The following is a 26,596-nucleotide window of genomic DNA, read 5'->3' as shown; positions in this document are numbered from 1 at the left end:
CAAACGGGAACTCCCGTCTTGCCATCCTGCTGTAACCCCATGGCCTTCATCCGGCCTGCTCTGTAAGCATCACTCTATGACGTTTTCTATATAGGTGAGAAATACATTTCCGGCACTCTCAAACAGCGCTGTACTGTCATTCATTCCATACGGGCTGATCTGCCCTGTTGCCGGATCATAAAGATAGGTATTATATTCATCATAGCCTACGATCACCACACTGGAATTTTCTCCTGTCTTGGCGATCACCGGTCTCTGGGCACTGACCTCATAAAGAACATTGTCAAGAGTGCAGCCGGTCAGATCGATCACCGTTCCCATATCACCAAGGCTATCCTGAAGTTCTTTTTTCTTCCAGTTGGCTGTACGTATACTTTCCGGTACATCCTCTATATTCATCTGGAGCTTTGTTTTTTGTTTCCACGTTCCCAGACATACTGCTGCGCACGGTTAAGTACCACTCCAGTCTGCGCATCCGCGCGTTTCACAGCTGCAGCCGGATCGGTATAGATACGGTCAAGAGAACCATATGCATAAACATAATAAAGTTCTCCCTGTGGAACGGTAGTATCCAATGTTACCGATGAGTCTTCAGTACTCTCGATCTTGGAACAAACAAGCAGCGGACTGTCTGTCTCCGGTTTCTGAGTCATGGTCAGGCGGATCAGCGTTCCTGCACGGTTTGTAGTGATCAATGCTACATCTATCTGGCTTCCGGATGCTTTTTTGTTATTCATGATATTGTCCTTTTTCTGGACTGTATAAGCATTCCCGGATTTTGCAGAAAGTTCAAACTCCATCATGGTACTGCCAACCGTTACGTTGGTGATATAAAGGCCATCCTGACGATACTCTTTTTTCACCTTTCCTTTAAAGCTTTCAATGCGGAATGTACTGATTCCCTCTGTTTCATGTCCGTTGGCATCCGTAAGAATGTCTTCATCGGAAAGGATCCCATATACCAGATCTTCATTCATAAATCCCAAAGCTCTCAAATTTTTTCCGCTTTCCGGCGAAATATCTCTTGTTTTCAGAGAATCAAATTCAATTTCCCGGATCTTCCCTGCATCATCTCCGGATTCGATCAGCCATGCTGCATGTGCCTTGGTATCTGACACAACAAAATGGTTCTGTTTGATTCCTTCTTCCAGAACCTGTGAGGTTCCTGTCTCAATATCTACCTGATACAGCTTCTGTGCAAACAGCAGAAACAGCTGATTGTTTTTGTTTACATAAGTGAGTGTTCCAAGATCTTCCTTCAGGAACTCGTAGGATTCTGTACTTGGTATGAATACTTTTTCTTCCACCACATTACGGTCGCTGTTGTAGTGATAAACACAGACACCGCTGTATCCCTCGTGAACACCACGGTTCATGTAACCGTACAATACAAAGTCCACATCCCCGTTATCTGCCACTCGGATGATCTTGATATCATGTTCGTTGCGCACATATCTGGAATCGTTATCTTCCTCTTTGCGGAAGCTGAAGATCCTTGTGATCTTTCCGCTGGACGGTGCATAAGACCAGAGATCCCCATCCTGCTCAAAAGCAACGATCTTTCCACTGCTGTCTGAAGCATAGGTGACATTCTTGTCACGGACACCCAGAAGCAGGCCTGCATCGGAAACTACCTTCTGAGACGGATCAAATACCTTCGTTGCAGAACGTTTAAAATCAAGCAGCATGATCCTTGTTTCTGTATAACGCATACGGTAAAATTCCGTAACATCATAAATTTCGGTTTTACCCTCATCATCCTGTGCGGAAACCTGATAATCCAGCGTAATACTTGCAGTCGTTTCATTGATATCATCGATCAGCGGAACTCCTTCCATGTAGAGCTTCGGAGAAAGGGATCCCCAGCTGATATTGGAAAGTCCGGAACTGATGGAAATATTATTGTAATTCGTTCCGCCGGAAATATCCTCCGCTTCCAGATATCCGGTCAGCGTATCTGCCTGTTCCTTGTCCAGACACTTTGTGGAAAAATCCTTGACAAACTGAAGATACGCTTCTGTATTCAACTGGGTTCTGGAAACCACTCTTGTATAGTAGTAAACTTCCCCCTCACTGGTATCCAGCGTGATCTGCATGGAATACTCCTGGTTCATGCGAAGGTCACTGCCGATCTCAATCTCTGTACTTAAACAGCCGTTGTCCTCTTTCGTGAGATTCTTGATCTTACGGTTCTCCATAACTTTGCTTCCGTCTGAAGTCCGTACCTCATAAGCAAGCCCTGTTACTGTATCAGCATATGGGTTGATCTCAAAAGACACTTTTTTGGTCGTATCCAGCGGAGTAATACTTCCTCTCATGAAATCGGTCTGCATCTGCTGTCTGTATCCATACATCTTATTTGCCTGGGTACTTCCGATCTTTACCATAACCTCCGGAAGTGTGGCATCGTTCATATCTGAGCGGTTATCTGTAGACTGACTGTTCATCAGAAATGAGGTCCCGGCTACTACTGCCACAAAGATCACCAGCAGTATCACTCCCTTACGTAGGATCTTCATCATGTCATTCTCCCTTCTGTGAGGCTGACTCTTCCGGATAAAGAAGCCTATCCAGGGTAGGAGCCACATGAAGAGCCTTCATGGTATCCGAAAAACTGTCCCTGCTCTTTTTCTTTCCGGTTTTTACTGCGCGGATCAGAATATTTTTTGGTGTATGTTCCATATCGATAAATTCAAGAAGCTGGGTTTCATATCCTTTGCTTTCCAGAAGCTCGGCACGAAGACCATCTGTGATCAGAGCTGCCATTCTTTCCTTCAGGATCCCATAACGCATAACAGGCTGGAGCATTTCGTTTCGAATCTGACGATTCAGTTCATGCTGACAGCATGGAACAGACAGGATCACCTGAGCCCCCCATTCCACTGCCTTGGCCAGAGCGAAATCTGTTGCTGTATCGCAGGCATGAAGTGTCACCACCATGTCCACAGAAGAAACGCCTTCGTACCCTGCAATATCTCCCTGGTAAAAATGCAGCTTGTCATAACCATAAGATCTGGCCAATTCACTGCAATGCCGTATCACATCTTCCTTAAGATCCAGCCCTATGATGTTTACATCAAAACCCTCCAGTTCTCTGAGATAATAATACATAGCAAAAGTAAGATAGGATTTTCCGCAGCCAAAATCCAGGATCGTGATCTCTCTGTCTTTAGGAAGCTTCGGAAGGATATCCCTGATAAACTCCAGAAAGCGATTGATCTGTCTGAACTTGTCATATCTGGAAGCAACGATCTTTCCATCCTTTGTCATAACTCCCAGATCCACCAGAAACGGAGCTGCCGTTCCCTCTCTGAGAATGTACTGTTTCACCCGGTTATGAGGAGCGATCTTTATCTTCTCATTCTGCGCAGGCCCGTGTTGTTTTGTTTTGATGGTTGCTTTCCCTTTCTTGCTGATAAGGATACTTCCATCCTGACTGCGTCCAGTTGCCTGAAGCTGACGAAATTCCTCCATGGCATGCTCCAGATAAGCGATCATCTCTTCCCTGGTAAAATTCTTATGATAAACCTTCGTCCCTTCTGTCATGGACGCCTGGTAAAAAATCTGACCCTTCAGCTCCACAGGACGAAGCTTCACCTTGGAAGGTCCCTCGCCAGTCCTGCGGCCACTGACAACAGCCTGTATCAGCTGTTCATTAATCTGTTCTTCTAAAAATTCCCTTATTGTTTTCATCATACTTCCATTATATTCACTTTTTGTTTTATTGTATATGGACAGATGTTGTGCGAACCAGTTTTGGTCGCTTCTGCCAGTATCACTGTATCGTTCATGGGTAAACCGCCATTTTAATACTCAGTGCGGAAACATTTTCTGCACCTTTTCCTCCTGCATCTTCGTCTGGAAATCTCCTGATACACCAGCACTTCGATCAGATCATCCAGGAACCCTCCTGGAATCTCCTGTACACTGGTATCTCCTTCCATCTGTCCTTTCACCTGGTGACAGATGTGATAGAGCATGAAACGATCCGGATATTCATCATACAGCCGGCTTCCCTCATAATCCAAAAGCTGACACTGTGCTTCCGCTTTTTCCTGGATCCTTCGGGCTGTATCCGGATAGTATGATCTCATCAGATCAAATTCCTTTTCCTGTTCTCTCTCTTCATTATAAAAACCAGGACTTCCCTGTGTAGCATAAAACGGATAAAAATCTGGATAGATCATAACTCTTCTGCGGTCCTCTCTCTGCTATCTCTTACAGTATATGCAGAAGAAAAATGACGGTTCCCTCCAAAGTTCCGATCAGGCCATCCGTTTCAGCATTCCCTGGGTCAGACGTACGCTGTGCTCAATTGCAAGCTTTTCAAAAGCCGGATAATCCATGTTTGCACTATTATCTGCTTTATCTGAGATAGCACGGATGATCAGGAATGGAATCCCGTTAAGAGCTGCTGCCTGTCCGATCGCTGCGCCCTCCATCTCAACAGCATAGGCGCTGAATTCCTTTACAATATTATCTTTTACACCCTGATCACATACAAACTGATCTCCGGAAGCAATTCTTCCTTCAAAAACCCTGATCTCCGGATTTACCTCCTCACATACATCATGTGCGATCTTACGAAGGCACTCATCTGCCTGGAAGGAAAACTCTTTCATCTGCGGAATCTGTCCCTTCGGATATCCGAATCCGGTTGCATCCATATCATGATGAAGAACATCTGTGGAAAGTACGATATCTCCAATATTGATATCATTGTTAAGGCTTCCTGCGATACCGGTATTGATCACCGCTTCCACCTGAAAGAGATCTGCCAGGATCTGGGTGCACATGCCGGCATTTACCTTACCGATCCCGGACTGTACCACAACTACCTTCTTTCCTTCCAGAACACCCTCATAAAAATCCATTCCGGCTCTGGTAGTAATGGATACATTCTCCATAACCTCTTTCAGTCTTGCTACTTCCTGTTCCATTGCTCCTATGATTCCAACACATTTCATGATCTGTAAATCCTCTCTTTCAATATGATATCCCGCTGAATTTCACAGTTTTTTCCGTTCAGCAGTATCTTTTTCTTTTTCTACATTGTTCATTATAACAAATTTTATTTTTTATGGAAACTTTTTTTGAGAGATGCTATAATCGATAAATAAACAGAACAGGAGGTAACCAGAATGGTTTATAAGACAAAAGGCGTCTGTGCTCAGGGAATTGAGTTCGAGATCGACGATAATAAAAAAGTTCACAATATCAAGTTTACAGGCGGATGTTCCGGAAACACACAGGGTGTTGCACAGCTTGCAGAGGGAATGGATGCAGATGAAGTGATCTCCCGTCTGGAAGGCATCCGCTGCGGATTCAAACCAACTTCATGTCCGGATCAGCTTGCAAAAGCCATCCGCCAGGCATTGAACGAAGGCTGATCTCACATAATCTTATTTTGTATATCGGATTTATCATCACCCTGCGAAAAATTTCCGCAGGGTGATTTTAGGATGATCTGACAAAATAACTGCCTCAACGTTATTCGGTTAAATGTCCGTTCTATCCCACTTGTCACACAATGACTGGATATCTCTTGCAAAACGATCCAGATCTTTATTGGGGCAGCCTTCATTCTTCCGGATCACGGACATCAGGCGACGTCCCATAGCCAGCAGCTTCTCATATGCACGGGCAGCCTTGGTTGTTTTCGGCGAAGCAGTTGCCTTTACGATTCGAACACCGACAGCCTCATGGATACACCGGTTCTCCAGAAGATCATATTCAGTTCCACTAAAGGGTGCTGTTGCATCATACCCAAGCTCTTCTTTAAGCCTCTGGGCAAAAATCTCCGTCACCGTATCATCACCATGCGTAACAAATACGTGTTTTGGTCTCGTCTCAAAGGCTTTCGCCCATTCTATAAGTCCGTTTACATCAGCATGACCGCTGATTCCCGGCATTTTGCATATTTCAGCAGCTACCTGCACAGTCTCACCAAACAACTTCAGCTCCACAGCACCTTCCAATAATGCCCGTCCCGGAGTTCCGATAGCCTGGTATCCAACAAAAAGAATGGTATTTCTGGGATTCCACAGATTGTGTTTCAGATGATGTTTGATACGACCAGCATCACACATACCGCTGGCGGAAATGATCACCTTGCAGTCCTCATCAAAATTGATAGCTCTGGAATCATCGGTAGTAACGGAGGTCTTCAATCCCTGGAAGGATAACGGATTGATACCTTTATTCAAAAGATCCATTGCTTCCTCATCATAGCAGGTATATGCATTCTCACTGAAGATCGTAGTTGCCTCATTGGCAAGGGGACTGTCTACATATACCGTAAAACCATCATGGCCGTGAACCAGTCCCTGTTCTTTGATCTGTCGGATAAAATACAGCATTTCCTGAGTACGGCCTACTGCAAAGGACGGGATCACCAAACTGCCGCCTCTGTCAAAGGTCCTCTGGATGATCTCTGCCAGTATTGCCGGATAATCCGGACGTTCTCCATGACTGCGGTCTCCGTAGGTAGATTCCATCACAACATAATCTGCCTCTCGGATATATACCGGATCCCTGATCAGCGGCTGATCGATATTTCCGATATCGCCGGAAAAAACGATCTTTTCTGTTTTGTCCTCTTCCGTCATCCAGACTTCAATACTGCTGGAGCCAAGAAGATGTCCTGCATCCACAAATCTTACTTCGATTCCCTCTGCCGGTTTGATGATCTTATCATATGGGCATCTGACGAAGTTCCGGAGCACACCCATGGCATCTTCCATCGTGTATGCAGGAATAAATTCCGGTTTTCCTTCTCTCCGCCCCTTTCGGTTTCTCCACTCAGCCTCGAACATCTGGATATGTGCGCTGTCACGAAGCATGATATCGCAGAGATTACAAGTTGCCTCTGTCGCATAGATCGGCCCCTGATAGCCTTTTGCATACAAGGCCGGAAGATTTCCGGAATGATCCATGTGTGCATGTGTCAGAAGCACAAAATCCAGATCACCCGGAGCCACCGGAAGCTCCTTATTTTCATAATAATCCGGTCCCTGCTCCATTCCATAATCCACCAGAAACTTCCGTCCCGCCGCTTCCAGATAATAACAGCTTCCAGTCACCTCATGCGTAGCACCGATAAATGTTATCTTCATGCACAAGCCCCCTTTTCCGTCCCACGTTCTGAAATTTCCATATCAAAAAAAGCCTGAAGGATCTCTCTGTGATATCCGATCGTCCAGAAACGCTGTGATATACAATTCCAAGAAGAAATAATCGACTTTTTGTTTATTAACGGTTTGTTATTGTATTTATTATACACGAAATATATGTTTTTTGACAGTCTTTTTGTGAAATATGTTTCTTTTTTAAGGGGATTTTTTAGATTTTTTGATATTATTCAGAATTTTTAGACATTCCCCAGCGAAGGTAATGTAAAGTTTACTGGATTTTTTATTTTTTGGGGGAGTGGCATCGCTGGGGGGTGTGTTATTTTGTTGATTTATTATTTTACAAGAATACCATTGGTTAAGGTTGTGGTTGATTCTTTACTGCCATCTTTAGCTGCGTGATAGCCTCGTACACGGTAGTAATAACCCTTTGGTACGATTACCGTAAGATCTTTAACTAAATTACTTGCGTTTGATGCTGTAAAACTCCAGCTTTTATATGTAGAATATGTTCCATTTACCTTTCTTTCCAAGTAAACATCCAAATAAACTTTACTGCATACATGATGGCACTGAGTTATTCCAGAGATTCCAACTTTATTACTTGCCATCTTTTTTATCGTTGTTGTTCCAAAACTTAAGTTATTGCCTCTAAGAACACTGTAAGTCGTATCCTCTGCATAATCTCCATCCGTATCTGTTTCCACTGAAAAATCATCTGATAAGCCTTCTGCCATTGCAGGAACTACAAATAATATACTGCAGCAACATGCCAAAAACAACATGCTTATTATTCTTTTCATTTTCTCTTTCATATAATGCCTTTCTCCTTTAAACTTTCATTACATTATATATACGATGAAAAAAAACATTATCTCGTCAAAATTTTATATTTTTGATTAATTTTATAAACTCCTTTTCTTCCATTTGGGATTCTATTTGATAAAATTCTGTGGAATTATTCCAATATGCAACATAACTGGCTTTCTTATCTCCTTTAGCCATTATTCTTTTCACCTGAATGCTCGCTTCTCCCTCCGGTAATTTGATTGTTTCTATTTCTTTTCCATCTAAACTCGCACCAGTACTTTTGGTTTCCTTATCATATTTATTAATATATAATGTCATAATTGTGTCATTATAATCATACTGCAATAAAGCATATTCAAAATCTTTACTTATATTGTAATCTTTGAATTCAAGTCCCTCAGGCCGATATAAAAAGCGTGGAATATCAACACTTAACTCTTTTTCTATATCATCAATTGCCTTTTGCTCATCTTCACATTCTTTCTCATTCGTTCTATCATTATCTACCACAATCTTCGTATCATGTCCAACCCAATACCTCACAGAATCAATAAAATACCTCCTGTTCGCCTGGCTGGTCATGCTTGCGGCGAAGATACCGGCTGAGCATACAAGTACTGCTGCCGCTACGCGAGCTGCTTTATGACTTTTCTTTTCGGGCAGATAAACGATTTTTACATTCTCTTTATGATCATCAGTTTTAATACTGTCAGTTTCGTCTTCTTTGTAAACACCATCTGCTTTCAGTTTTTCTACAAGCCTCTGATAAGCAGCCTTTGCCTCCTCTTCTGTTTCTCCATCATCAGGAATCACTCCATCTGGAAACAGGATTTTTTCCATCTCTTCGGTTTCTTTTTCATATTCTTCTGCCAACCATTTTTTCAGTTCGGCATCCCTGAAATTTTCCATTATTTTCTCCTGTAATCCTATCTTTCCTTGACAATTCCTCCGTTAGAGTTCATATTTAATGATAGTATATGACTATTCAGGAGGAATCCAAATGAAACACATCGTACTTACCGGCGGTGGTACTGCCGGACATGTAACTCCAAATATTGCCCTGATTCCAAAGCTCAGGGAGCTTGGTTATAAGATTTCCTACATCGGTTCCTACGAAGGAATCGAAAAAAACTGATCGAAGAACTTGGAATCCCATATTATGGAATCTCATCCGGAAAGCTGAGACGTTACTTCGATCTCAAAAACTTCTCTGACCCGTTTCGTGTACTGAAGGGATTCAGCCAGGCCAGAAAGATTCTGAAAGAGCTGAAACCGGACGTTGTTTTTTCTAAAGGCGGTTTCGTTACGGTTCCCGTTGTGATCGCGGCCAAACGTTTAAAAATCCCCGCATTGATCCACGAGTCCGACATGACTCCAGGTCTTGCCAATAAACTCTGTCTCTCTTCTGCATCCAGAATCTGCTGTAATTTTCCTGAGACAGTCGCCAATCTTCCTGCTGACAAAGCAGTTCTTACAGGAACTCCGATCCGCCAGGAACTTCTTTCCGGAAATGCGGAAAACGGTCGTAAATTCTGTGGCTTCACTGCTGACAAACCGGTACTTATGGTTATCGGTGGTAGTCTGGGAGCTGCTTCTGTCAATGATAATGTCCGCAAGATCCTCCCTGAACTTCTGAAGGAATTCCAGGTTGTTCATCTCTGCGGAAAAGGAAAAACTGATGAATCTCTCAACGGTACTGCCGGATACGTCCAGTATGAATATATCCAGGACGAGCTTCCGGATCTGTTTGCCATGGCTGATATCGTGATCTCCCGCGCAGGTGCTAACGCAATCTGTGAGATCCGCGAACTTCATAAGCCAAATCTTCTGATCCCGCTTTCTGCCAAAGCCAGTCGTGGTGACCAGATCCTTAACGCTCGATCCTTCGAACGCCAGGGCTTCAGTAAAGTGCTGGAAGAAGAGGAGATTACAGAAGAAAAGCTTCTGGAAACCATCCGCCAGCTCTATACCGATCGTCAGAAATATACAGATGCTATGGCAGGAAACGGCCAGGTAGATTCCATCAGTAAGATCACTGATCTTATTGAAGAATGCGCCAGAGCCTGACTATATTTCCACAACAGCCATATGAAAACTCTGCCACTCCCTTCCGGGCTGGCAGGGTTTTCTTTTATTCGTATACTTTGCGAAATTCTTCCTGCAGCCAGCGCTTCGCTTTATATATCCTGTTATTGACACCACTTTTCGTCAGACCATATTCTTCTGCAACTGTTTCAACGGAAATCTCCAGATATTTGACCTGAATTAAGATCTCATAATTTATCGGCTGTTTCTTTCGAAATCTTCTCAGCACCATATACATAAATTCTTTCTTCTCTTTACGCAGAAATACATCTTCCGCATCGACCGAATTCTGTTCTTCCAGAAATGCCGCAACTTCTTCCTGACAGACAAACTCATGCTTGGAGCTTGATTTCTTTATATAATCCAAAGCCTTATTCATAGATGCCCTCTTGATCAGAGAAAACATCATCTTTTCATTATCAATATTCAGGCCATCCTTTATAGTATACATTTTGTAAAGTACATCCTGACTGACATCATCAGCAGCACTCCAGTCATGGAGAACTCCATACGCATACCCTCTGGATATTTTTCGGTATTTAAGATAAAACTCTTCAAATGTCTGATTATTCATTTTTCCTCTTTAGTGGCTATTTGTCATTCTTTAATTTTCTTTAAGATTTCATCTCTCACCTCATCGCTGAGTTCTCCGGGTTTCCAGGTTAAACCAACACCATCTCCCTCATATCTCGGAATCAGATGCATGTGAAAATGAAACACAGTCTGTCCTGCGATCTCTCCATTGTTCTGCACAACATTAAATCCATCACAGTTCAGTGCATCTCTCAGCTTTCCTGCCATTTTTTTAGCCAGGATCATTGCTTTTCCGGCAGTCTCATCCGGAAGTTCATAAATATTCGCTGCATGCTTTTTCGGCAGGATCAATGAGTGTCCTTTGCTTGCCGGTCCCAGATCCAGAATCACGCGAAATTCCTCATCCTCATAAAGTGTTGCTGATGGAATCTCTCCATTTGCGATTTTACAAAATATGCAATCTCCCATTATTTTGTCCTCCTTGTTTGCAAAATTATTTTATCTATATTCTTATTTTGTCGTATTTTCTCGAATTTTTCAATACTGTTCTTGTTGATATTTGAAATTTCTGATGTTAATATTTTTTCGAGGTGATAATATGTGCAACGATACTACAGTCAGTAAATTGAAAAACGATTTTCATTATACACTTTCAAAATTTTCACATGAACTCCGGAATCCTCTGACTCTTATTAACAGCGGACTCCAGATGATCGCATCTGCACATCCTGATGTCAAAGAATATGAGCACTGGGATGATGTTATGGATAATCTTGATTATGTAAAAGAACTTCTTGATGAACTTTCTGCATTTAATAATGCAGGCCATGTCAAAAGAGAAAACATTGACACCTGCAGCTACCTCCGAACGATCCTTTCCTCCATAAAACCTACTCTGGATTATCTGGAGATCACACTTGAAACAGATATTCCGGATTCATTGCCATCGATGGCTCTTGACCGGATCCGTGTCCGGCAGATGCTTCTGAATCTTCTGAAAAACGCATGGGAAGCCGTTCCCATTCCCGGAGGAAAGATTTCTTTTTCTGTCATTCCGGAAAATTCCGGCATCCGCATTGATATCCGGGATAACGGATGTGGAATCTCAAAGGAACAGCAGGCTACGATATTTCAGCCATTTTTTACAACCAAAGAATCCGGGACCGGCCTTGGCCTTGCTGTTTCAAAACAGATTGCTCAGGCACATAGTGGAGACATCACGCTTGAGAGTACTCCCGGTCAGGGAACTGTTTTCCATATTTTTCTGGGATGATAAAGAATTACAGCGATCAGGGAACCACTCAGCAAACCGCCTATATGCGCTACGTTATCCACGCCTTCACTTGCAAATCCGAAATACAGTGAAAATGCGGCCATGATCAACATCTGTCTGACAGTCAGATCCGCCACTCTTCCTCTGTGCCGTATGATCACATAGATCATACCGCCCATGACTGCAAAAACAGCTCCGGAAGCTCCTGCAGATAAAGAAGCGTTTCCTGCATACATATCAAAAAACAAAGAGAGCATATTTCCGCCCAGACCACCAAATATATAGATCAGAAAAAATTTTATCTTTCCTGTTACCGGTTCCAGCCTCTGGCCAAGCACAAACAGAACCAGCATATTATTGATCAGATGCGGCGCACCAAAATGCAGAAACATACTGCTAAACAGCCGATACCACTGTCCCTGTTCCAGGATCAGCGGTGCATAAGCAGCACCGCATTCCAGCATATGCTGCCCGTTCTCCGAACCGCCGGTAAATTCCACCACAAGAAAGATCAGCGTATTTATGAGGATCAGTAAAACTGTCACAGGTTCTTTTTTTATTTCTTCCAATTCCGGCCTCTTTCCACAGCGGTTCCGGAAATATTCCCCATAACTCGCTGTTATAATCTGAAAATTTAAATTTATTTCATTATTTTAACAGATTTTCATCAGGCGGACAACCTACGGCCCTATATTAATACGATACAAAACCGGATTTTTCGCTCTGTTATTTCAAAAAAATATAACGGGCCTGTGCAAAATCAACTTCATCCTCATCCTCCAGCAAGTAATCTTCTCCTGTTTTCAGAAGCTGTCCATTTACAGAAGTCCCATTTCTGGAGTTCAGATCTGCCAGATAATATGCCCCCTCCCTTTTTCGGATCTTGGCATGGATTCTGCTGACAGTTGGTATATTGATCACTGCATCCGCCGCAGTTTCCAGTTTTCCGATCACTGTGATATCTCTTTCCAGATAAATGGTAGCCAATTCCCCCGGTTCCCGGCTCACCAATGTAGCAGGACCTTTGGATGCACCTGCAGAAAGAACTACCGTTTCACCAAATCCATCTAAAAAATCTTCCGCTTTTGTCGGAATATTTTTTTTGATCTGTTCCAGTTCTTTTCTGCTGTCATCGGCATTGCACCCGGACAGCGCACCAGATTCTTTCTGATCTTCAGCATATACAGCTGCCTCTTTTTCCGCCGCACCATATTTCTGTTCAGGCACCGGCGTATCCAGTTTTTCTTTTTTCCACAGACTTTTTTGATCAGAATATAGCTCAGCATCCCCAGTATCATTGCTGCAAGAATTCCCAGAAGAAAAATTTCTTTGCTTATTCTTGGAATATATCCGCCGGCCATTCCTGCCGTAATTCCTAGAAGAAGCACCAATGCTGCACCAAATCCAGCCACTGGCTTCCATATTTTGTTTGTTTTCCGCTTCTGTGAGTCCGCTGAAGATTTTTTCTGTTTTTCATTTCCGGACACACTGGCTCTTTCCCAGCCTTCCACCTGCCACAGATCCTCTGCTTTTTCCTCCTCTGTCATCCTGTTTTCTTCCTGGACCACTGTTTTCTTTTTTTCATATGGAGAAAAATCTTCCTCGTCGCTGTTACATATTTTATATAACTCTTCCTTGATGTATTCCAGATGAAAGCTGTCCTCCAGTGCACGTCTGTATACATTATATCCCAGCATAACCGCTTTTCCGTCTTCATGATCCAGCTTTGGAAGGATATACTCCGCAAGACTCTGAAACTGTTTCTGTATTTCCCCATGAAATCCCGGAAGATAACAAAATCGGACACTTTTTCTTTCCGCATCCAGATAGATATATTCCGGTTCCAGGATCAGCTGACAGGGATTCAAAAGATACTCGGACATTTCTTCCATGATCTGTATAAAGCCTCCCAGTATCACCTGAAGCGACTCCAGATCCATCTTTTTTTCCTCAAAAAGCGCAGTCATGGAATGCCTGGAAGTTATATCATAATACACCATGAATTTTCCGTCGATTCCCTGTATCCGACACTGAAGAAGATCAGGCACAGCATTGGCCACGATCATCCTTACCTGGTAAGAATCTGTATCGATTCTCTCATCTCCTGTCAGGATCAGATAATTATGATTCATATCTCTTTTATATTCCGTTCTCATTTTATGGCGTCACCTCTCCCAGCATATCCACAGTTCCTTTTACCTTGCGGATCCATCCCACAGGCCGCAGAGGCTTTGCCTTACCACTGACTTCCAGCTTCCATTTCTGCCCCAGGAACCCGGCAGGTACTTCCAGTCTGTAAGTTACTTTCACAGTTTTTCCTGCATTTGTCTGCATGCTCAGATTCTCTCCTCCCGGCAGCCCGATATCTCCCAGCATTCTACCCTGTATATCCGCCTTTTCATATATGTTCCCTTTCTTTTTATATCCTTCCATACTGCCACTGACTGCTGCCTCATAAGCTGCCGCAGTGAGATATGCTCTGTCATGTACAAAAAATCCAGATACAGCACTCCGATCAGTATCATAAGCACCAGAGGCATGAGCAATGCAGCTTCTATTGTAAAGCTCCCCTTTTTATTTTTCTCACAAAAATATCCCTCCCAAATATCCGATCAACAGAAACGGTACAAAAGGAATTTCCTCACTTCGACTCTTTTTTAGCATAAGATACTCAATGCCTGAGTAGATTCCGCACAACAATAATGCACCACAGAGGATCCCTGCCAGTTCTCCGGCTCCCAGCACAGAGCCCATTGTCAGTATCAGCAATCCGTCTCCAAATCCGACCATTCCTCCACTGATCAAAGCGATCAAAATTATAAATACTCCGATTCCCATGGAAATAATCCCTGCCGGCCAGAGAAGCCCCTGCCTGATCCGCCACAGGATCCCGCCTGCCAGAAAAATAAAAAGCACCGGTAAACAGATTTCTTTTTTCGGATATCTGTCCAGGTATTAATTACAAGAAGTACAGTCATGCAAATTTTTACACTGCTCATGATCTCTCCCTTCAGCCACATCGTCCGCAGGCACTCATTTCACCGGAAACCTCCGTTTCTTTCACCATCCGTACAGATCGTTTCAATGCGCTGCAGCTTTCCCTGTTATGAAAACGGTTACTCTTTTTTGTGATATATACCACTCCGGCCGGTTCCTGCCCACGACTGCACAGCTCACAGGCCTGATACTTTTCTCCATATGCATTTTTTAAAGCTTTAACCGAAGAGCCTGATATCTGCTGAACAGACAGATTCAGATAACTGCACCCCAGTTTTCTGTGATACACACTTCCTGATTCTGTCACATACACCATAGGCTGGCTCTCCACTGTATCCTTTCCATTTTCGTATACCACACCATTCCACGTATGGACCTTTACCGTATTATGGAACCATATTTTAGGAAGCGGGATCAGACCGCCTATGGGCTGATAGGAATATAAGTCCGGCAATGTGATCGTTTCTGTACCTGAACCGCCAGCACCATACGCATACATACCTGCTTCCTTTGCTTTCTGGCACAAGCCGGTCAGATGCTCCGTCTGTACCTTGTAAATATCCATAAAAGAAAGCAGCGTGAGCACTCCGAAAAAAACAGCGGCAAAGCCATCGCAGTCTCCAGGGTGAGACTTGCTTTTTTCAGAAAGGTGCACAGGGATACTTTTCCAGAAAGCGTTTTCCGGCTTATCGGGGAAAGCAGGAAAAAAGCTCTTCGAGAGCGCCTTTCTCTTTTTTGATCCAGTCTGTTTATCTGATTTTTATCTTCTTTTTCTTTCTGAAAAAGCATCCCTGTACACCTCTCTTTCTATTCATACATATACTGACGCGTAACTGTAAATATTTTCCGTCTGTTTGCTTTTACATCTGCAGACGCTTCCACGGCAGTGATGCAGTGATCCATCTGAAAACCCGGTCTTTTTCCCTTTTCACGTACAGAGCACTCGATCATGTCCATTCCTCTCAGAACTTTATCCTGTTTTCCTTTCGCCATAAGCAGAACCTGAAGATAATCCTCATAAGACATTCCATTCCCTGCATCCTTTCTTGAAGAATCCAGTTTGTCCAGGATATTGGGCAGATTACTCAAAGACAGCTGCCAGTCTGAGGAGTTTTTTATAAGAGGTACATGTCCTCCTGCAAAAAGTTCCCGGACATCCAGAATACTCTCCGCAAATGCCCAGCAAAAGATCAGTGCCGCTTCGATCACTGCTGCCGCCGGTGGGATCAGAAAACCTGATGCAATCGCCAGCGCCAGTGTTTCGACCTGTATCCGTTTTCCACCATCTGAAAGCAGATACGCCATGTTAACCCCCTGACGGATCACCAGAAGTTTTCCTGCCACGGACTTCAGATTTTCCCGATCACTGTTCTTCCCTCCAAGAATATATTCCACCTGATAATTCACCCCCGCCGCTGCCGGTCTTCGATAATTTCCCAGTTTCTTTAGCAGATACTGTCCAAACAATATTCCGGACGTATACGAATTATCGGATCGTATATCCGTATCCAACATTAGTCCTGTCTGTAGTTTTCTTCCGGATGTAAGGCTTTTTCTGTCTGTAACCGCATCCGATATTCCCCGTTCGGATGGTACTACCAGATCAAGAAGTCCCATTTTACGGACTCTTCTGATGATCGGAATAGGATTTTCCACGCTTTCATCAACACCGCCGGTAAAATCATCCCCATTTCCTGCATCCGAAAAATCTCCCTGGTTTTTTGTTGTTCCTGTTCTTTTTTGCTTCTTCGCTCTTCTGCGCGGCGTCCGTAATAGCAGAATCATAGGAATCCAACGTTCCTTTATTTTCTGCCTGTTCTCCTTTTTTCTCTGCATCCTCTGTCTTCTTTTCCTGATCCTTCAGTTTTCCGAGAAGAGTCTGTACCCCCTGGCTTCCCAGAGTTTCACGCATATACTGAACAGCCTGCTGGTAAAAAATCTCGCCTTTTCCATCGCTCAGAAGCTGATAACCATTGAATCCGCCCTGGAGAAGCTCCAGTTTCTGACTGTTCTGTTTCAATACAGGTTTCATATAAGTCTGAAAATCATCATATACAGAAGCCATATCCAGTTCTTCTTTTCCACCTGCATACAGTGCAAACAGCTCATAATCTTCCAAAAGCGTTCGGTCATACTGTCCAAATAAGGAATATAAGCCGATATCCATACTGTTAAGTATCTGTGTCCTGGCAGCTGCCATGCGTACAGATTCAATGCTGGCACACACAAGAGAAAGAACCAGGCTCAAGATCAGAGCCAGAAAGATCGTAATGCTGCCTTTTTTCACATTTCCTGCCAAGGGGTACCTCTCCTTTCCAAAACGGAAATATCAGCAGATATCACCGTTTTTTCTCATTTTCAGATCGTATTGCTTTGTTTTGTGATTTTTGTAAGGATTTTTTAACAAGTGCTGTAAGCTGTTCCTTAAAGATGATGACCAGACTGATCAGAACCACCAGAATCAGGATGATCTCCACAACACCCACCGCATCCTCTTCCATCGCAAATTCTTTTACATACTTCCACATATTTTCATTTGTCACCTCACATTTCCTTTCTCTGTTCTCCAGTCCTACCCTCCGTAAAAGGAAAGGCATGCCGGCAACATGATCACCGCCATCACCACCAGGAGCATCAAGACCATCGGAAGAAGCAGTTTTGTTGCTGCTGTATCTCCCAGCACTCTTGCTTTTCTTTTTCGCTCCTCCCAGGCTTCCACGGATTCCTTTTCCAGCAGATCGGCCAGATACCTGCTTCCTTTCTGGAGGTTCTGGATCAGTAGTGTTGACAGAGTTTTATACTTTACCTGTCCGCACCGTTCTCCAAATCTCCGGTAAGCCTCTGCTTCGGAAATCCCACTGTCCATCTCATAACAGGCTACTCGGATTTCTTCGTAAGCCTCACGTTTTTTACCATCTTCTCTCTTTCCGTAATCCAGTGCTATTTTCTGGAACGCTTTTCTGGCAGTTAAGCCTGCCTGCACCAGAAGGGTAAATTTCATGATCAGTCCTGGATAATCCATCAGCATCTGTTCTCTTCTTTTTATCTGAGCATTCTGTTCTTCCCGTTTTTTTGCAATGACAGCTGCTGCCGCTGCTGCCAGACCAAGAGCTGAAAGCAGGTTTCCTGTTTTGTCTTTTGGCTGCTCCCATTCAATATGTTTTCCATTCCATTCATCTGGAAGATAATAGTACTGCGGATCGTTTTTTTCTGATTATATTGTACGATCATGTCCTGCAGCTCTTTCTCGCGCTGCTGTTCTTCGCTAAGTTCTGTTTCCGGTTCTTCTTCGGATCCTTCTGTTTCTTTTTCCGGCACCTGCACATACAGGGAACCGGCTTCTTCTCCGTCTACAGATACTTTGAATTTCTCTTCATAAGCACCTGTCTCCTCTTTTTCCATACGGTATCCGGATGAATAAACCTTATCTCCGCCACTTTGAAATGTCAGGAGCATACCGATGATATTTCCGGTAAGCGCTATCCGTATAAACAGTTTCTTTTCTTCCGGATTTCCGGCTTCCGGAGGCAGCCGCCCCATTTTTCCTGCCAGAAACACCCCAAGGATCACCATAAATATCAAAATATGTATCCACATTATCCTCACCTACACTTCTATGTCTACAATCTTCACACCCAGCCAGTAAGACAAGCCATAGATCACCATGCAAACTGTCATGGCACAGATTCCGAAAGGATTCCCATAAAGTACATCCAAAAATCCCGGCGAAGTCAGTTTCAGATAGCAGATGATACCGGCCGGCATGATACTCATAACCATCTGTTCCGATTTCTTTGCGGCCAGCGTTGCCTCGATCTCTTTTTTTACCTCGATCTTATCACTAAGCATTCTGGCTACTTTCTGGATCACCTGCGTCATATCCCCGCCTGTTCTTTTTGCTGTATAAAATACTGCTGCAAAATTTTCAATATCTTCCACTCCGCTGCGTTTTCCCAGATCCAGGAACAGCTCTTCCACCGGAACACTCAGACGCAGCTGGCTTTCGATATACCGAAATTCATCCAGGATATCACTTCCCTTTTCATAAAGTCTCCCCAGATCCTTTACACTGGCACGCACCGCATTCTCCGCGGAATAGCCGGCCTGTACCGCCACATTCATGGCCGTCAGAGCATCCCGGAACTGATAATTCAGCTCCCTCTGCTGCCGTGCAGTGCATTTTTTCCTCTGCATTTTCAGAAAAAGCACTGGTATTGGAAGCATAAACAGCAACACAGGAAGGCTCTGATAAAACAGATAGTCGGCTACAGCGCATACGGCAGCTCCCTCCAGAAGATACTTTGCGGTCTCCTTCCCCGTAAAATGATACATCCTGTAATCTTTCCTCGTAGATCTCCATTTCTGATTCTTTCCTTTCCGCTCTTTCATAGTCTGATTCCTGCCCGTTTCATTTTTTCACAATGCAAAAGTTCTCCGGTTTTTACAAGTCCCTTTCCTTCTTCCCAGCGATACAGCGGCCTGGTCTGGATCTCTCCGTTTTCAAATCCACATACTTCTGTGATTTCCAACAGCTTTCTGCTTTTATCCCGCATACGCCCGAGATGTACCAGAATGTCTACCCCGGAAGCGATCTGCCTTCGGATTGCTTCCAGGGGAAGATCGATTCCCATCAATGTCATCGTTTCAATTCGGGAAAGCATATCCTGACTGCTGTTTGCATGAAGTGTTGAAAGGCTTCCATCATGTCCCGTATTCAGTGCCTTTATATGGACTCCCTATGTTCCCATCATGCAGAAATACAATATCTGTACTTAATATACACTGTATATAATGTTATTATCTTGCCATTCCACAGTTGCAAAAAGAAAAGAGAGCCTTTCACAGCCCTCTTTCATATTGACTTTCTCATTCATTTGTCATACTTAACAGTTTGGCAACCAATGTCTCTAAACTTTTTCCCAAAAATGGGACAAAGTCTGGTATTGCACCAAATGCCATCCCAATTATTATCATTCGCCCACATTCTCTTGCAGATTCCAATGCAAATCCATAACTCAAAACACCTGTCAGAATAAATATAATTGATAAAAAGTAAAGCAAAATATTTCCCAACATCATCGGAATTTTTAATAACCAGCGAATCAATGTCATTACTGCAAGAATTAAATATAAAAACACTTTTATTATGTACTTAACCAACATTTTTAATCCTCACTTTTTTGTCTTTCCGGACAGCAAGAATCTTGCCATCCGGACTTCCTTTTTTTGCTATCCGGACTTCCACTTTTTTGCTATCCGGGCTGCAAAATTCTTGCTATCCAATGCAGTTCATTATCCTTTTGTGTATATCATTTCCGTCAAAATCATCTCTTCTGCATCATGACAAATGGCATTCATCCTCCTTGTCCATTCCATGTTGTCCTGCCTTTTTAATTTCTCTATAATTCCTTGTTTCTCCATCATCTGTTTTACTAATTGTTCTTCCCTATCCCTTGCTTCTGCATCAATCTGATTCAAATGCTCGACAAGTTTTCCTTGTAACAACAATATTTGATATTTTGCCTTTCTGTGTTCCTGTAAATAGCTTTTACGAAGCATCCCATATTTCCCATAAGTTGGTTCGATATCTGTAAGTGCCAATTTTGGCAAATAATAATCACCACATAACATATAAGTAAGTCCATTTTTCTCATCATAAATTTCGTTCTGCATAAAATATTCTCCTTTTCTTCCTATAATTGGTCGTACATCTTCAACAGTGTTCCCTTTTTCATTTGACTATATTTCACCTGTAATTCTTCATATTTTTTCTGAAGACTTTCATATTCGTTTTTCGGAACACTATCGGATAATTTCTGTTCTAAACTCTTAATCCGTGCTTCCTGTGCTTTTGCAATAGCATCACTTTTAGGATTTCGCAATATCATTCCCTGTTGTTTTTCCTTCAATTCCATCATGACCTGTTTCACATTCGGATTATTATAGAAAAAACCTCTAGAAAGTCCTGTTAGTTTTGTAAGTTCAGCAACTGAAATTTTTATATTTTTTCTATACATTGTTTCAATAGCTGTTATTGCTGTTTCCGTCATTTCCGCACTTTTTTCTTTTGCCAGTGCTACCATTTTATCGTGTTTCTGCATTTTCCTTTTCCCTCCTGTATTGTGCTAATAATTCATTCATTTCATCTCGTACAGCCTTTGTATCCTCCGCCAATGCTTCGTTTCTTAACCGCCGATAATGTGGTATGGTTCGTGTATCCTTATGCCCCAACAGCCTTGCAATGCTATCATCATCTAATTTCATTTCTGTAAGTTTTACTCCAAAAGTATGTCTAAAACGATGTGTACGAAACTCAAAATAATTTCCATTATCATCCCTGATATCATTTTCATAAATCATGATATTTACATGATATTTCAACATTGAATCTGTATACAATTTTCCATTATCTTGCAGAAAAATATATTCTGAATCTGGATGCTCCTTTTCTGAAACTTCTATTGCTTTTCTAATCAATTCTGCCAGCTGATCGCTAACTGGTCTTTTGTATTTCCTTGTTTTCTGCTGGATAATAGTTATAAAATAATGTCCAGATTTCTCAGATAAGCAATCCCTTCGCAAAGTCAACGTATCCTCTATTCTTGTACCGAGCATCTGATGTATTATTAAACATCTGCCTAACTGGGGCTTTAATTTTGTTAATGCACAATTAAATCTTCTGATTTCTGCATCTGAATACGCTTCTGGTAAAGCGTTGTCATATGCTCTGCAATCACTGGACAGAAAAAGGTTGCATATATTTCCTATTTCCAGTTCACGCCCTATTTCATCCAACAGATTATCCAAAACCGACAGCTCTGTCGTGTAACTGACTGATGTAAGACCGGTATCCGTTTTTATATAAACCAGATAATCTTCTATCATATCCCTGCTAATTTCTGTAAAGTGCTTTACTCCTGGGAATCGATCATACATGAAACTAGCAAACCGACGGAATCCACGCAATTCACCTTTTATACTACCCATTGCTTTTGTCTGGCAGTGGCTATACAATATTTTCTTTATTATCTCTTTAAATTCTTTCTGCCTGATCTCACGAAAATCTAATCTATATCTTCCACGAATCGGATTACTCCTTGGCACAATATCCAACTTTCTCATATCCCATACATCTTTTTCATTTTCTGGAATATCTGCTGTTTTACACTTCACAACATACTCATAATACATTTTCAGAAAAGAAATCTGAGCGCTACTTTGTTGCTCAACATTCCGCCTATCCGGTCTATTTCTTCTAACATACAGCGCCAATCCTTTTTTATATAAAAATGCTTTATAACTTCTCTCCAGTTCTTCCCATTTTTTATCAGTGATGCTGCTACAACTTGTACACTTCTCATTCAGAAATTCTTTCAACAGATCAAATCTGTAAATATCATTTACTACTGTTGATAATGACAAACGTCTACATCTATCATCGATATACCCATAAATCTCATCCTGCATCTTTTCATTATGAATCTCTGATATGTAGTACACCCTGTTTTCCTTCCATTTCAGTCCTGCCAACTGTTTTTCTGTAGCTTGTTGATAACAGTCATACGAAATCAAATTAATATTACCTTTCATCATCTTCTGCTCCTTTCAATTTAAATGACTGATTTTTAGAGAAATATTTATCTTCAGCCGATACAATACGTTCCGGCATGAAATCAATGTACTGTTTTGTCATATTCTCACTTGAATGTCCTAGATAATCTCGTACCCCTTGTATAGAAACCCCATTTCCGTACATTGAAGTTGCAAGGTTATGTCTGTAATCGTGTGCTCTAAAGATATAATCTCCGCAGGCAATCCCACGAACCTTACACTCCCGAATCATCTGATTTGAAAATGTCTGTCCATTAAATGCACCACCCTTTTTATTTTTGAATAAATACTCCCCATTTTTTATTCCGTACTTTTTTCATAATCATTCACCAGTCCAACCAATAAACTGGGAACAGGAATGACTTTTTCTCTCCGCATTTTGCTTTGATATATGCGCATCCAATTCTCATTGCCTTGTGAATAAAAGGCTCCCGATTTTATTGTACAAACCTCGCTTTTCCTAATTCCTGTGCAAAACAAAATCAAATACATCAACTGTAAATGCTCTGGGAATGCCGGCAGCTCCTTAATCAGATGAGCAATTGTTTTTTCTGGAACACTTCTTTCATTGTGTTCTGAAAAACCTTTTTTAAAAATCGTTCCGGATAAAACTTCAACACTTCAATATTTTTCATTTTCAAAAACTGTAGAAATGTATGCATATGTGTGATATATCGGTTAAAAGTAGAATACTTAATATCGGACTTATCCAAAACAGACACATAACCCTCTATATCTTGTATCTCCAGTTCAGTTACTTTCTTACTCTGTCCATCCAGATATTTTAAAAATTGTGATATAAAACTTATTGTATTTCGGATATTTGATAAAGACAGATCCGATATCCCGACCAAATATTTTGCGTATAATTGTAAATACCAACGATTTTCTTTTTCGTAAATATTAATAAATGAAAGGCTTTTAACAGGTGAACTAGCATTGATTCTCGATTTATCAAACTGAAACCTATCCATATACCAGATACACGCTCGCCAATTTGTCTCTGAATCTGTCAGAAATAACGTTCTTCTCGCAAACTCAACAATCTTAGAAGCCTGTTTTTTATAATTTCCGACTCCTTGTTTAAATACAGATAAAATCTGTTTTCGTCTGCCTGTTCCATTTCTTCAATATCATCTATTCCGTACTTATCGCAAAACCGTATAAGTGCTTTTAATGGTTCTAAAAAATATCTTCGATGTCTTTGTACCTTATCCATATTCAGAATTTCACACAGCAATATTTTTGTCTGTCGCACCAACTGTGATGAATGTATCCTCGTTAAGTCCCATAACAAATCATTCTTATCAACCACCTGACGGAAAGATTGTGCTTTCTTCTTATTGGGGACATACAGCAAAAACAATTTGTCTTGCTTAAAAAACTCCTGTTCTACAGAGAAGGGCTTTCCTTGTGAATAGACATCCGGCATATTTTCTATTTTTAAACGATCAAATAAGCTCAGTAATTCCGCTTTATATTTTTCTGAAATATCCTCTTTTTCAAGAGAATCCATATACATTTTTCTCGTTTCATAGTTAATATCTGCAGTACACTGTATATCTGTATACTGGAAAAATTTGTATAACCGGTTATAGTATTTTGCTTCTCCATTCGTAACTAAAGATATTTCTTCCTTTAATTTCTCGGATATTTTTTCCTGATATAACTTCGGAACAATTTTTAATACTGCCAAGGTAATCCCTCCTTCCTTTTACAGAAAATCTGCAATTTGGTATAAATCTTCATTATTTGAGTAGTATTGATCTGTCGCTTCTATCAATCGTTCATTATTTTCACCCAAGTATTTAATGGTAGTTTCAACTTTCTTATGCCCCAGGGCAAAACGAATGTCATTCAAATCCCATCCTTCTTTTCTTCTTTCCTCCGCAAAATAGTGTCGAAGCTGATGCGGATGAGAATTGATATCCGTTTTTTGGGATAGCCTTTTCAACATGCTATACACAGAATCCGCATCTAATGGCTCTCCTTTGTTTTTTCCAGTCAATTTTGTAAATAAATACTCCGAGTTCATCAGACTTTTTCGGTTATCAGAAATGTACTTAACCAAGAACTCAAAAGTTGTATTACTTAACAAAGCCATTCTATATTCTGCATTTTTTGCTCTTGCCAAGTTGGTATTGTATTCACGATACCTTACCCGAACCGTTCTTCTTTCAAAATCAATATCTTCGGTATAATGGATTCCCAGAATTTCCCCTAATCTAAGACCGGTTTCTGCCATCATTGCTATCAGCAATCGATCTCTATCATTCGAACAGGCATTTATCAGCTCCTGTATTTCTTCGGATGTTATTTCTTCCAGATTAGGTTCTTCTTCTTTGAAGAAACCTTTAAACGAATTCACTGCATTTTGATGATTTACTCCCATACTGTCAAAATACGATTACTTTTTTTACTCGTAAGACTTTAAGCATTGGCAAAACATCTTCCAGTTCCAAAAACTGGTAGTATCTGAAGACTGCACCAAGATACATATTGCAGGTCTTATTGCTCGTCTGTGTATTATGCTCAGTATGCTTTCCACTCTTAACCCAATACAAGAAATCAATAAAATGTTTATTCTGCTCTGAATAAGATAGCAATATAATCTCATCCAATCCTATCGTTTGCTCCTGCAGAAAATTGTAATAATATGAAAGTGCGAAAGCTGCGGATTTTACAGTATTCGGAGAAGCATTAATCTGATCCAGATGCTTCAAATACTTTGATGGAAGGATTTCAATTTCTTCAATATCAGAAATAATCAAAAAACGTGGTCTATTATCTTTCAAAATCGAAACAACCCTATATTTCAATCCACAGCCCTCCTTCCTTTCTTTTTGATTTGTTTGACTTCTTTGACTTCTTGATTTACATTATACACAAAGACGTCAAAATGTCAATTACGTTTTTGACTTCTTTGACTTTTAAGAGAATATCAATAAAGTATTTTTTGATTTCTTTATGTTTTAAATTGATTTTTAGGGATATAATTGATAAGATAAAATACAAGAAGTCAATTTATACAAAGTCAAAGAAATCAAGAGGAGATTTGAATGAACGAATTTATATCAAATTCAGGCACACTAATAAATCCTGACAGCGTTTACGATCAGGAAAGATTCATCAATATACTTCAAATCATTTTACAGAAAAAAACACAAAAAGAATTATCTGAACAAACAGGCTTAAATAATGCAACCATTTCACGAATGCTCAACGGTGCCCGATCTGGAAGACCATATAAAAGCACTATTGATAAAATTGCAAAAGCCATTGATGATCCAGAACTTATCCAAGAATTATATGATGCAACGGGATATTCTTCTAAAAAAATGCGGGAACGAAAAAAGATAATTGCAGACAATGGATTTTCTTTGGATCTCTCTACTGTTCAGGTGCATGAAAAGTTTTTTTCTACCTTAATGCGTGGACTTTCCATGATGACAAGTCTGCATAAAGTTGAATGGACAATAAAATCTGGAACGCCCAGATCATACGATTATTTAATTGAATTAAAAGAGGGAAATATAGATTATTGGTATATTAGATATGTAGATAGAATTACTTCTGATGAAGAAAGGAAAAAAGCCTTAACTGCCATTTATGGAGAATTTGCAAAATTGAAATTGGGCGGAAAAATCAAAGTTTCTTGCGCCACTCCTTCTTACGAAGATTATGATTATTTTGTTACAATTCCACCATTCCAATTAAATACAAATGCTTCAATTATATATTTTGATTCTGAACTCGAAAGATTTGCAGACGAAACCTTTTTAGAGACAGCTTTACCACTTAAAGAAAATATTCCTGTTAAGGATTTTTGTAATCTTACCGAATCACTGATACTATAACTTTTTGATTTTATCACAGAGAGAGTTGCTTATGGCTCTCTCTTTTTTTAACGCTTCCTCCTCCCATATTCTAACTCATTATGGCAAATCATTTTCTAAAGCAAGTATCGCCTAGAGTAACTCAAAATCCCATTTCTGGATTATGATTCTCTGACGAACTTAATGGAGATTACGATTCCCCATACCCTCAATATCACAAAATATCAAATTTTGCTATTAGCTCATAATAAATTTTCGCAGCTATCTGTTTTTGCACTCATAGTTATCAAAAGCTTTTTATAACCATCTGCTTCTACCAG

The 26,596-nt window shown here is 41.1% G+C and carries 36 protein-coding genes and 1 pseudogene; 4 read left to right on the top strand and 33 right to left on the bottom strand.

Annotated features, from left to right (window positions below; all coding sequences use genetic code 11):
- Positions 1-69: 69 nt before the first annotated feature.
- From CK1_RS07375 to CK1_RS07355, 5 genes are all read right to left on the bottom strand, one after another.
- On the bottom strand, positions 70-399 hold the full coding sequence (locus CK1_RS07375; protein ID WP_015525639.1) for a C39 family peptidase: 330 nt from the start codon (positions 397-399) through the stop codon (positions 70-72).
- A complete protein-coding gene (locus CK1_RS07370) occupies positions 396-2,522 on the bottom strand; it encodes a hypothetical protein (protein ID WP_015525638.1) in 2,127 nt (708 codons plus the stop codon). Before CK1_RS07370 ends, CK1_RS07375 begins: the two co-directional genes overlap by 4 nt.
- Before the next feature lies 1 nt (position 2,523).
- Entirely contained in the window at positions 2,524-3,696 is a 1,173-nt protein-coding gene (locus CK1_RS07365; RefSeq protein ID WP_021652850.1) for a class I SAM-dependent methyltransferase, read from the bottom strand.
- Between the two features lie 110 nt (positions 3,697-3,806).
- Entirely contained in the window at positions 3,807-4,187 is a 381-nt protein-coding gene (locus CK1_RS07360; RefSeq protein ID WP_015525636.1) for a hypothetical protein, read from the bottom strand.
- A 78-nt stretch (positions 4,188-4,265) separates the two neighbouring features.
- Positions 4,266-4,967, bottom strand: coding sequence for a 5'-methylthioadenosine/adenosylhomocysteine nucleosidase (locus CK1_RS07355; RefSeq protein ID WP_015525635.1), 702 nt, complete (start codon positions 4,965-4,967; stop codon positions 4,266-4,268).
- A 174-nt stretch (positions 4,968-5,141) separates the two neighbouring features.
- On the opposite strand from CK1_RS07355, the gene CK1_RS07350 reads away from it, so the two are divergent.
- Entirely contained in the window at positions 5,142-5,390 is a 249-nt protein-coding gene (locus CK1_RS07350) for a TIGR03905 family TSCPD domain-containing protein (protein ID WP_015525634.1), read from the top strand.
- A gap of 108 nt (positions 5,391-5,498) precedes the next feature.
- On the opposite strand, the gene CK1_RS07345 is transcribed toward CK1_RS07350, so the two are convergent.
- From CK1_RS07345 to CK1_RS07335, 3 genes are all read right to left on the bottom strand, one after another.
- Positions 5,499-7,115: an MBL fold/beta-CASP domain-containing RNA metallo-hydrolase gene (locus CK1_RS07345; protein WP_015525633.1), complete on the bottom strand. Its 1,617-nt coding sequence runs from the start codon at positions 7,113-7,115 to the stop codon at positions 5,499-5,501.
- 350 nt (positions 7,116-7,465) lie between these two features.
- Entirely contained in the window at positions 7,466-7,945 is a 480-nt protein-coding gene (locus CK1_RS07340) for a DUF6147 family protein (protein ID WP_015525632.1), read from the bottom strand.
- 64 nt (positions 7,946-8,009) lie between these two features.
- Positions 8,010-8,849, bottom strand: coding sequence for a DUF4367 domain-containing protein (locus tag CK1_RS07335; RefSeq protein ID WP_015525631.1), 840 nt, complete (start codon positions 8,847-8,849; stop codon positions 8,010-8,012).
- A 91-nt stretch (positions 8,850-8,940) separates the two neighbouring features.
- Here CK1_RS07335 and murG point away from each other — a divergent pair.
- Positions 8,941-10,007, top strand: a pseudogene (gene murG, locus CK1_RS07330) (undecaprenyldiphospho-muramoylpentapeptide beta-N-acetylglucosaminyltransferase).
- Positions 10,008-10,071: 64 nt separating this feature from the next.
- On the opposite strand, the gene CK1_RS07325 reads toward murG, so the two are convergent.
- Both CK1_RS07325 and CK1_RS07320 read right to left on the bottom strand, forming a co-directional pair.
- Positions 10,072-10,599, bottom strand: coding sequence for an RNA polymerase sigma factor (locus tag CK1_RS07325; RefSeq protein WP_015525629.1), 528 nt, complete (start codon positions 10,597-10,599; stop codon positions 10,072-10,074).
- Between the two features lie 23 nt (positions 10,600-10,622).
- Positions 10,623-11,027 carry an HIT family protein gene (locus tag CK1_RS07320; RefSeq protein WP_015525628.1) on the bottom strand — a complete coding sequence of 135 codons (405 nt, stop codon included), beginning with the start codon at positions 11,025-11,027 and terminating at the stop codon, positions 10,623-10,625.
- A 130-nt stretch (positions 11,028-11,157) separates the two neighbouring features.
- Here CK1_RS07320 and CK1_RS07315 point away from each other — a divergent pair, with 130 nt between their 5' ends.
- Positions 11,158-11,832 (top strand): two-component system sensor histidine kinase NtrB, encoded by a 675-nt coding sequence (locus CK1_RS07315; RefSeq protein WP_015525627.1) that lies wholly within the window; start codon positions 11,158-11,160, stop codon positions 11,830-11,832.
- On the opposite strand, the gene CK1_RS07310 is transcribed toward CK1_RS07315, so the two are convergent.
- From CK1_RS07310 to CK1_RS07195, 23 genes are all read right to left on the bottom strand, one after another.
- Positions 11,799-12,401 carry a rhomboid family intramembrane serine protease gene (locus CK1_RS07310; protein WP_306288833.1) on the bottom strand — a complete coding sequence of 201 codons (603 nt, stop codon included), beginning with the start codon at positions 12,399-12,401 and terminating at the stop codon, positions 11,799-11,801. The genes CK1_RS07315 and CK1_RS07310 overlap by 34 nt on opposite strands.
- A gap of 157 nt (positions 12,402-12,558) precedes the next feature.
- A complete protein-coding gene (locus tag CK1_RS07305) occupies positions 12,559-12,819 on the bottom strand; it encodes an FHA domain-containing protein (protein WP_306288832.1) in 261 nt (86 codons plus the stop codon).
- 80 nt (positions 12,820-12,899) lie between these two features.
- Entirely contained in the window at positions 12,900-13,988 is a 1,089-nt protein-coding gene (locus CK1_RS07300) for a DUF6382 domain-containing protein (protein WP_015525626.1), read from the bottom strand.
- Between the two features lies 1 nt (position 13,989).
- On the bottom strand, positions 13,990-14,166 hold the full coding sequence (locus CK1_RS07295) for a hypothetical protein (RefSeq protein WP_015525625.1): 177 nt from the start codon (positions 14,164-14,166) through the stop codon (positions 13,990-13,992).
- Between the two features lie 249 nt (positions 14,167-14,415).
- Positions 14,416-14,748: an A24 family peptidase gene (locus CK1_RS07285; RefSeq protein ID WP_306288831.1), complete on the bottom strand. Its 333-nt coding sequence runs from the start codon at positions 14,746-14,748 to the stop codon at positions 14,416-14,418.
- 94 nt (positions 14,749-14,842) lie between these two features.
- Positions 14,843-15,394, bottom strand: coding sequence for a hypothetical protein (locus CK1_RS07280; RefSeq protein WP_015525623.1), 552 nt, complete (start codon positions 15,392-15,394; stop codon positions 14,843-14,845).
- Positions 15,395-15,636: 242 nt separating this feature from the next.
- Positions 15,637-16,614, bottom strand: coding sequence for a DUF5702 domain-containing protein (locus CK1_RS07275; protein WP_306288830.1), 978 nt, complete (start codon positions 16,612-16,614; stop codon positions 15,637-15,639).
- Positions 16,511-17,128 (bottom strand): hypothetical protein, encoded by a 618-nt coding sequence (locus CK1_RS07270; RefSeq protein ID WP_306288829.1) that lies wholly within the window; start codon positions 17,126-17,128, stop codon positions 16,511-16,513. The genes CK1_RS07275 and CK1_RS07270 overlap by 104 nt, the downstream gene beginning before the upstream one ends.
- Before the next feature lie 40 nt (positions 17,129-17,168).
- A complete protein-coding gene (locus CK1_RS07265; RefSeq protein ID WP_353611137.1) occupies positions 17,169-17,372 on the bottom strand; it encodes a Flp1 family type IVb pilin in 204 nt (67 codons plus the stop codon).
- 29 nt (positions 17,373-17,401) lie between these two features.
- Positions 17,402-17,851: a type II secretion system F family protein gene (locus CK1_RS07260; protein WP_306288828.1), complete on the bottom strand. Its 450-nt coding sequence runs from the start codon at positions 17,849-17,851 to the stop codon at positions 17,402-17,404.
- 20 nt (positions 17,852-17,871) lie between these two features.
- Complete coding sequence (locus CK1_RS07255; protein WP_015525619.1) at positions 17,872-18,426, bottom strand: hypothetical protein; 555 nt, start codon at positions 18,424-18,426, stop codon at positions 17,872-17,874.
- Positions 18,427-18,435: 9 nt separating this feature from the next.
- Positions 18,436-19,218 (bottom strand): type II secretion system F family protein, encoded by a 783-nt coding sequence (locus tag CK1_RS07250; protein ID WP_015525618.1) that lies wholly within the window; start codon positions 19,216-19,218, stop codon positions 18,436-18,438.
- Positions 19,215-19,547: an ATPase, T2SS/T4P/T4SS family gene (locus CK1_RS07245; protein WP_330490090.1), complete on the bottom strand. Its 333-nt coding sequence runs from the start codon at positions 19,545-19,547 to the stop codon at positions 19,215-19,217. Before CK1_RS07245 ends, CK1_RS07250 begins: the two co-directional genes overlap by 4 nt.
- A gap of 148 nt (positions 19,548-19,695) precedes the next feature.
- The gene (locus CK1_RS07240) at positions 19,696-19,992 is read right to left on the bottom strand and encodes a hypothetical protein (RefSeq protein WP_015525616.1); all 297 of its coding nucleotides are present in this window, start codon (positions 19,990-19,992) and stop codon (positions 19,696-19,698) included.
- 129 nt (positions 19,993-20,121) lie between these two features.
- Positions 20,122-20,502, bottom strand: a complete 381-nt coding sequence (locus CK1_RS07235; protein WP_015525615.1) for a TnpV protein — start codon at positions 20,500-20,502, stop codon at positions 20,122-20,124.
- A 20-nt stretch (positions 20,503-20,522) separates the two neighbouring features.
- Positions 20,523-20,930 carry a DUF6262 family protein gene (locus CK1_RS07230; RefSeq protein WP_008374214.1) on the bottom strand — a complete coding sequence of 136 codons (408 nt, stop codon included), beginning with the start codon at positions 20,928-20,930 and terminating at the stop codon, positions 20,523-20,525.
- Entirely contained in the window at positions 20,914-22,422 is a 1,509-nt protein-coding gene (locus CK1_RS07225; protein WP_306288827.1) for a tyrosine-type recombinase/integrase, read from the bottom strand. Before CK1_RS07225 ends, CK1_RS07230 begins: the two co-directional genes overlap by 17 nt.
- The gene (locus CK1_RS07220; RefSeq protein ID WP_306289078.1) at positions 22,409-22,744 is read right to left on the bottom strand and encodes a tyrosine-type recombinase/integrase; all 336 of its coding nucleotides are present in this window, start codon (positions 22,742-22,744) and stop codon (positions 22,409-22,411) included. Before CK1_RS07220 ends, CK1_RS07225 begins: the two co-directional genes overlap by 14 nt.
- Entirely contained in the window at positions 22,741-22,932 is a 192-nt protein-coding gene (locus tag CK1_RS07215; protein ID WP_306289077.1) for a hypothetical protein, read from the bottom strand. The genes CK1_RS07220 and CK1_RS07215 overlap by 4 nt, the downstream gene beginning before the upstream one ends.
- 38 nt (positions 22,933-22,970) lie before the next feature.
- A complete protein-coding gene (locus CK1_RS07210) occupies positions 22,971-23,414 on the bottom strand; it encodes a site-specific integrase (protein WP_015525612.1) in 444 nt (147 codons plus the stop codon).
- A 38-nt stretch (positions 23,415-23,452) separates the two neighbouring features.
- Positions 23,453-24,136, bottom strand: a complete 684-nt coding sequence (locus CK1_RS07205; protein WP_306288826.1) for a hypothetical protein — start codon at positions 24,134-24,136, stop codon at positions 23,453-23,455.
- A gap of 18 nt (positions 24,137-24,154) precedes the next feature.
- On the bottom strand, positions 24,155-24,832 hold the full coding sequence (locus tag CK1_RS07200) for a tyrosine-type recombinase/integrase (protein ID WP_306288825.1): 678 nt from the start codon (positions 24,830-24,832) through the stop codon (positions 24,155-24,157).
- A 4-nt stretch (positions 24,833-24,836) separates the two neighbouring features.
- Complete coding sequence (locus tag CK1_RS07195; RefSeq protein ID WP_306288824.1) at positions 24,837-25,259, bottom strand: site-specific integrase; 423 nt, start codon at positions 25,257-25,259, stop codon at positions 24,837-24,839.
- A gap of 240 nt (positions 25,260-25,499) precedes the next feature.
- Between CK1_RS07195 and CK1_RS07190 the strand changes: the two genes are divergently transcribed.
- Positions 25,500-26,297 (top strand): helix-turn-helix domain-containing protein, encoded by a 798-nt coding sequence (locus CK1_RS07190; protein WP_015525611.1) that lies wholly within the window; start codon positions 25,500-25,502, stop codon positions 26,295-26,297.
- Positions 26,298-26,596 lie beyond the last annotated feature (299 nt).

Origin of the sequence: Ruminococcus sp. SR1/5 (assembly GCF_000209835.1) — a bacterium.
GTDB lineage: Bacteria > Bacillota > Clostridia > Lachnospirales > Lachnospiraceae > Blautia_A > Blautia_A fusiformis.
The sequence above is the reverse complement of the archived record's forward strand: the minus strand, read 5'-3'. Positions and strand labels throughout refer to the sequence as shown.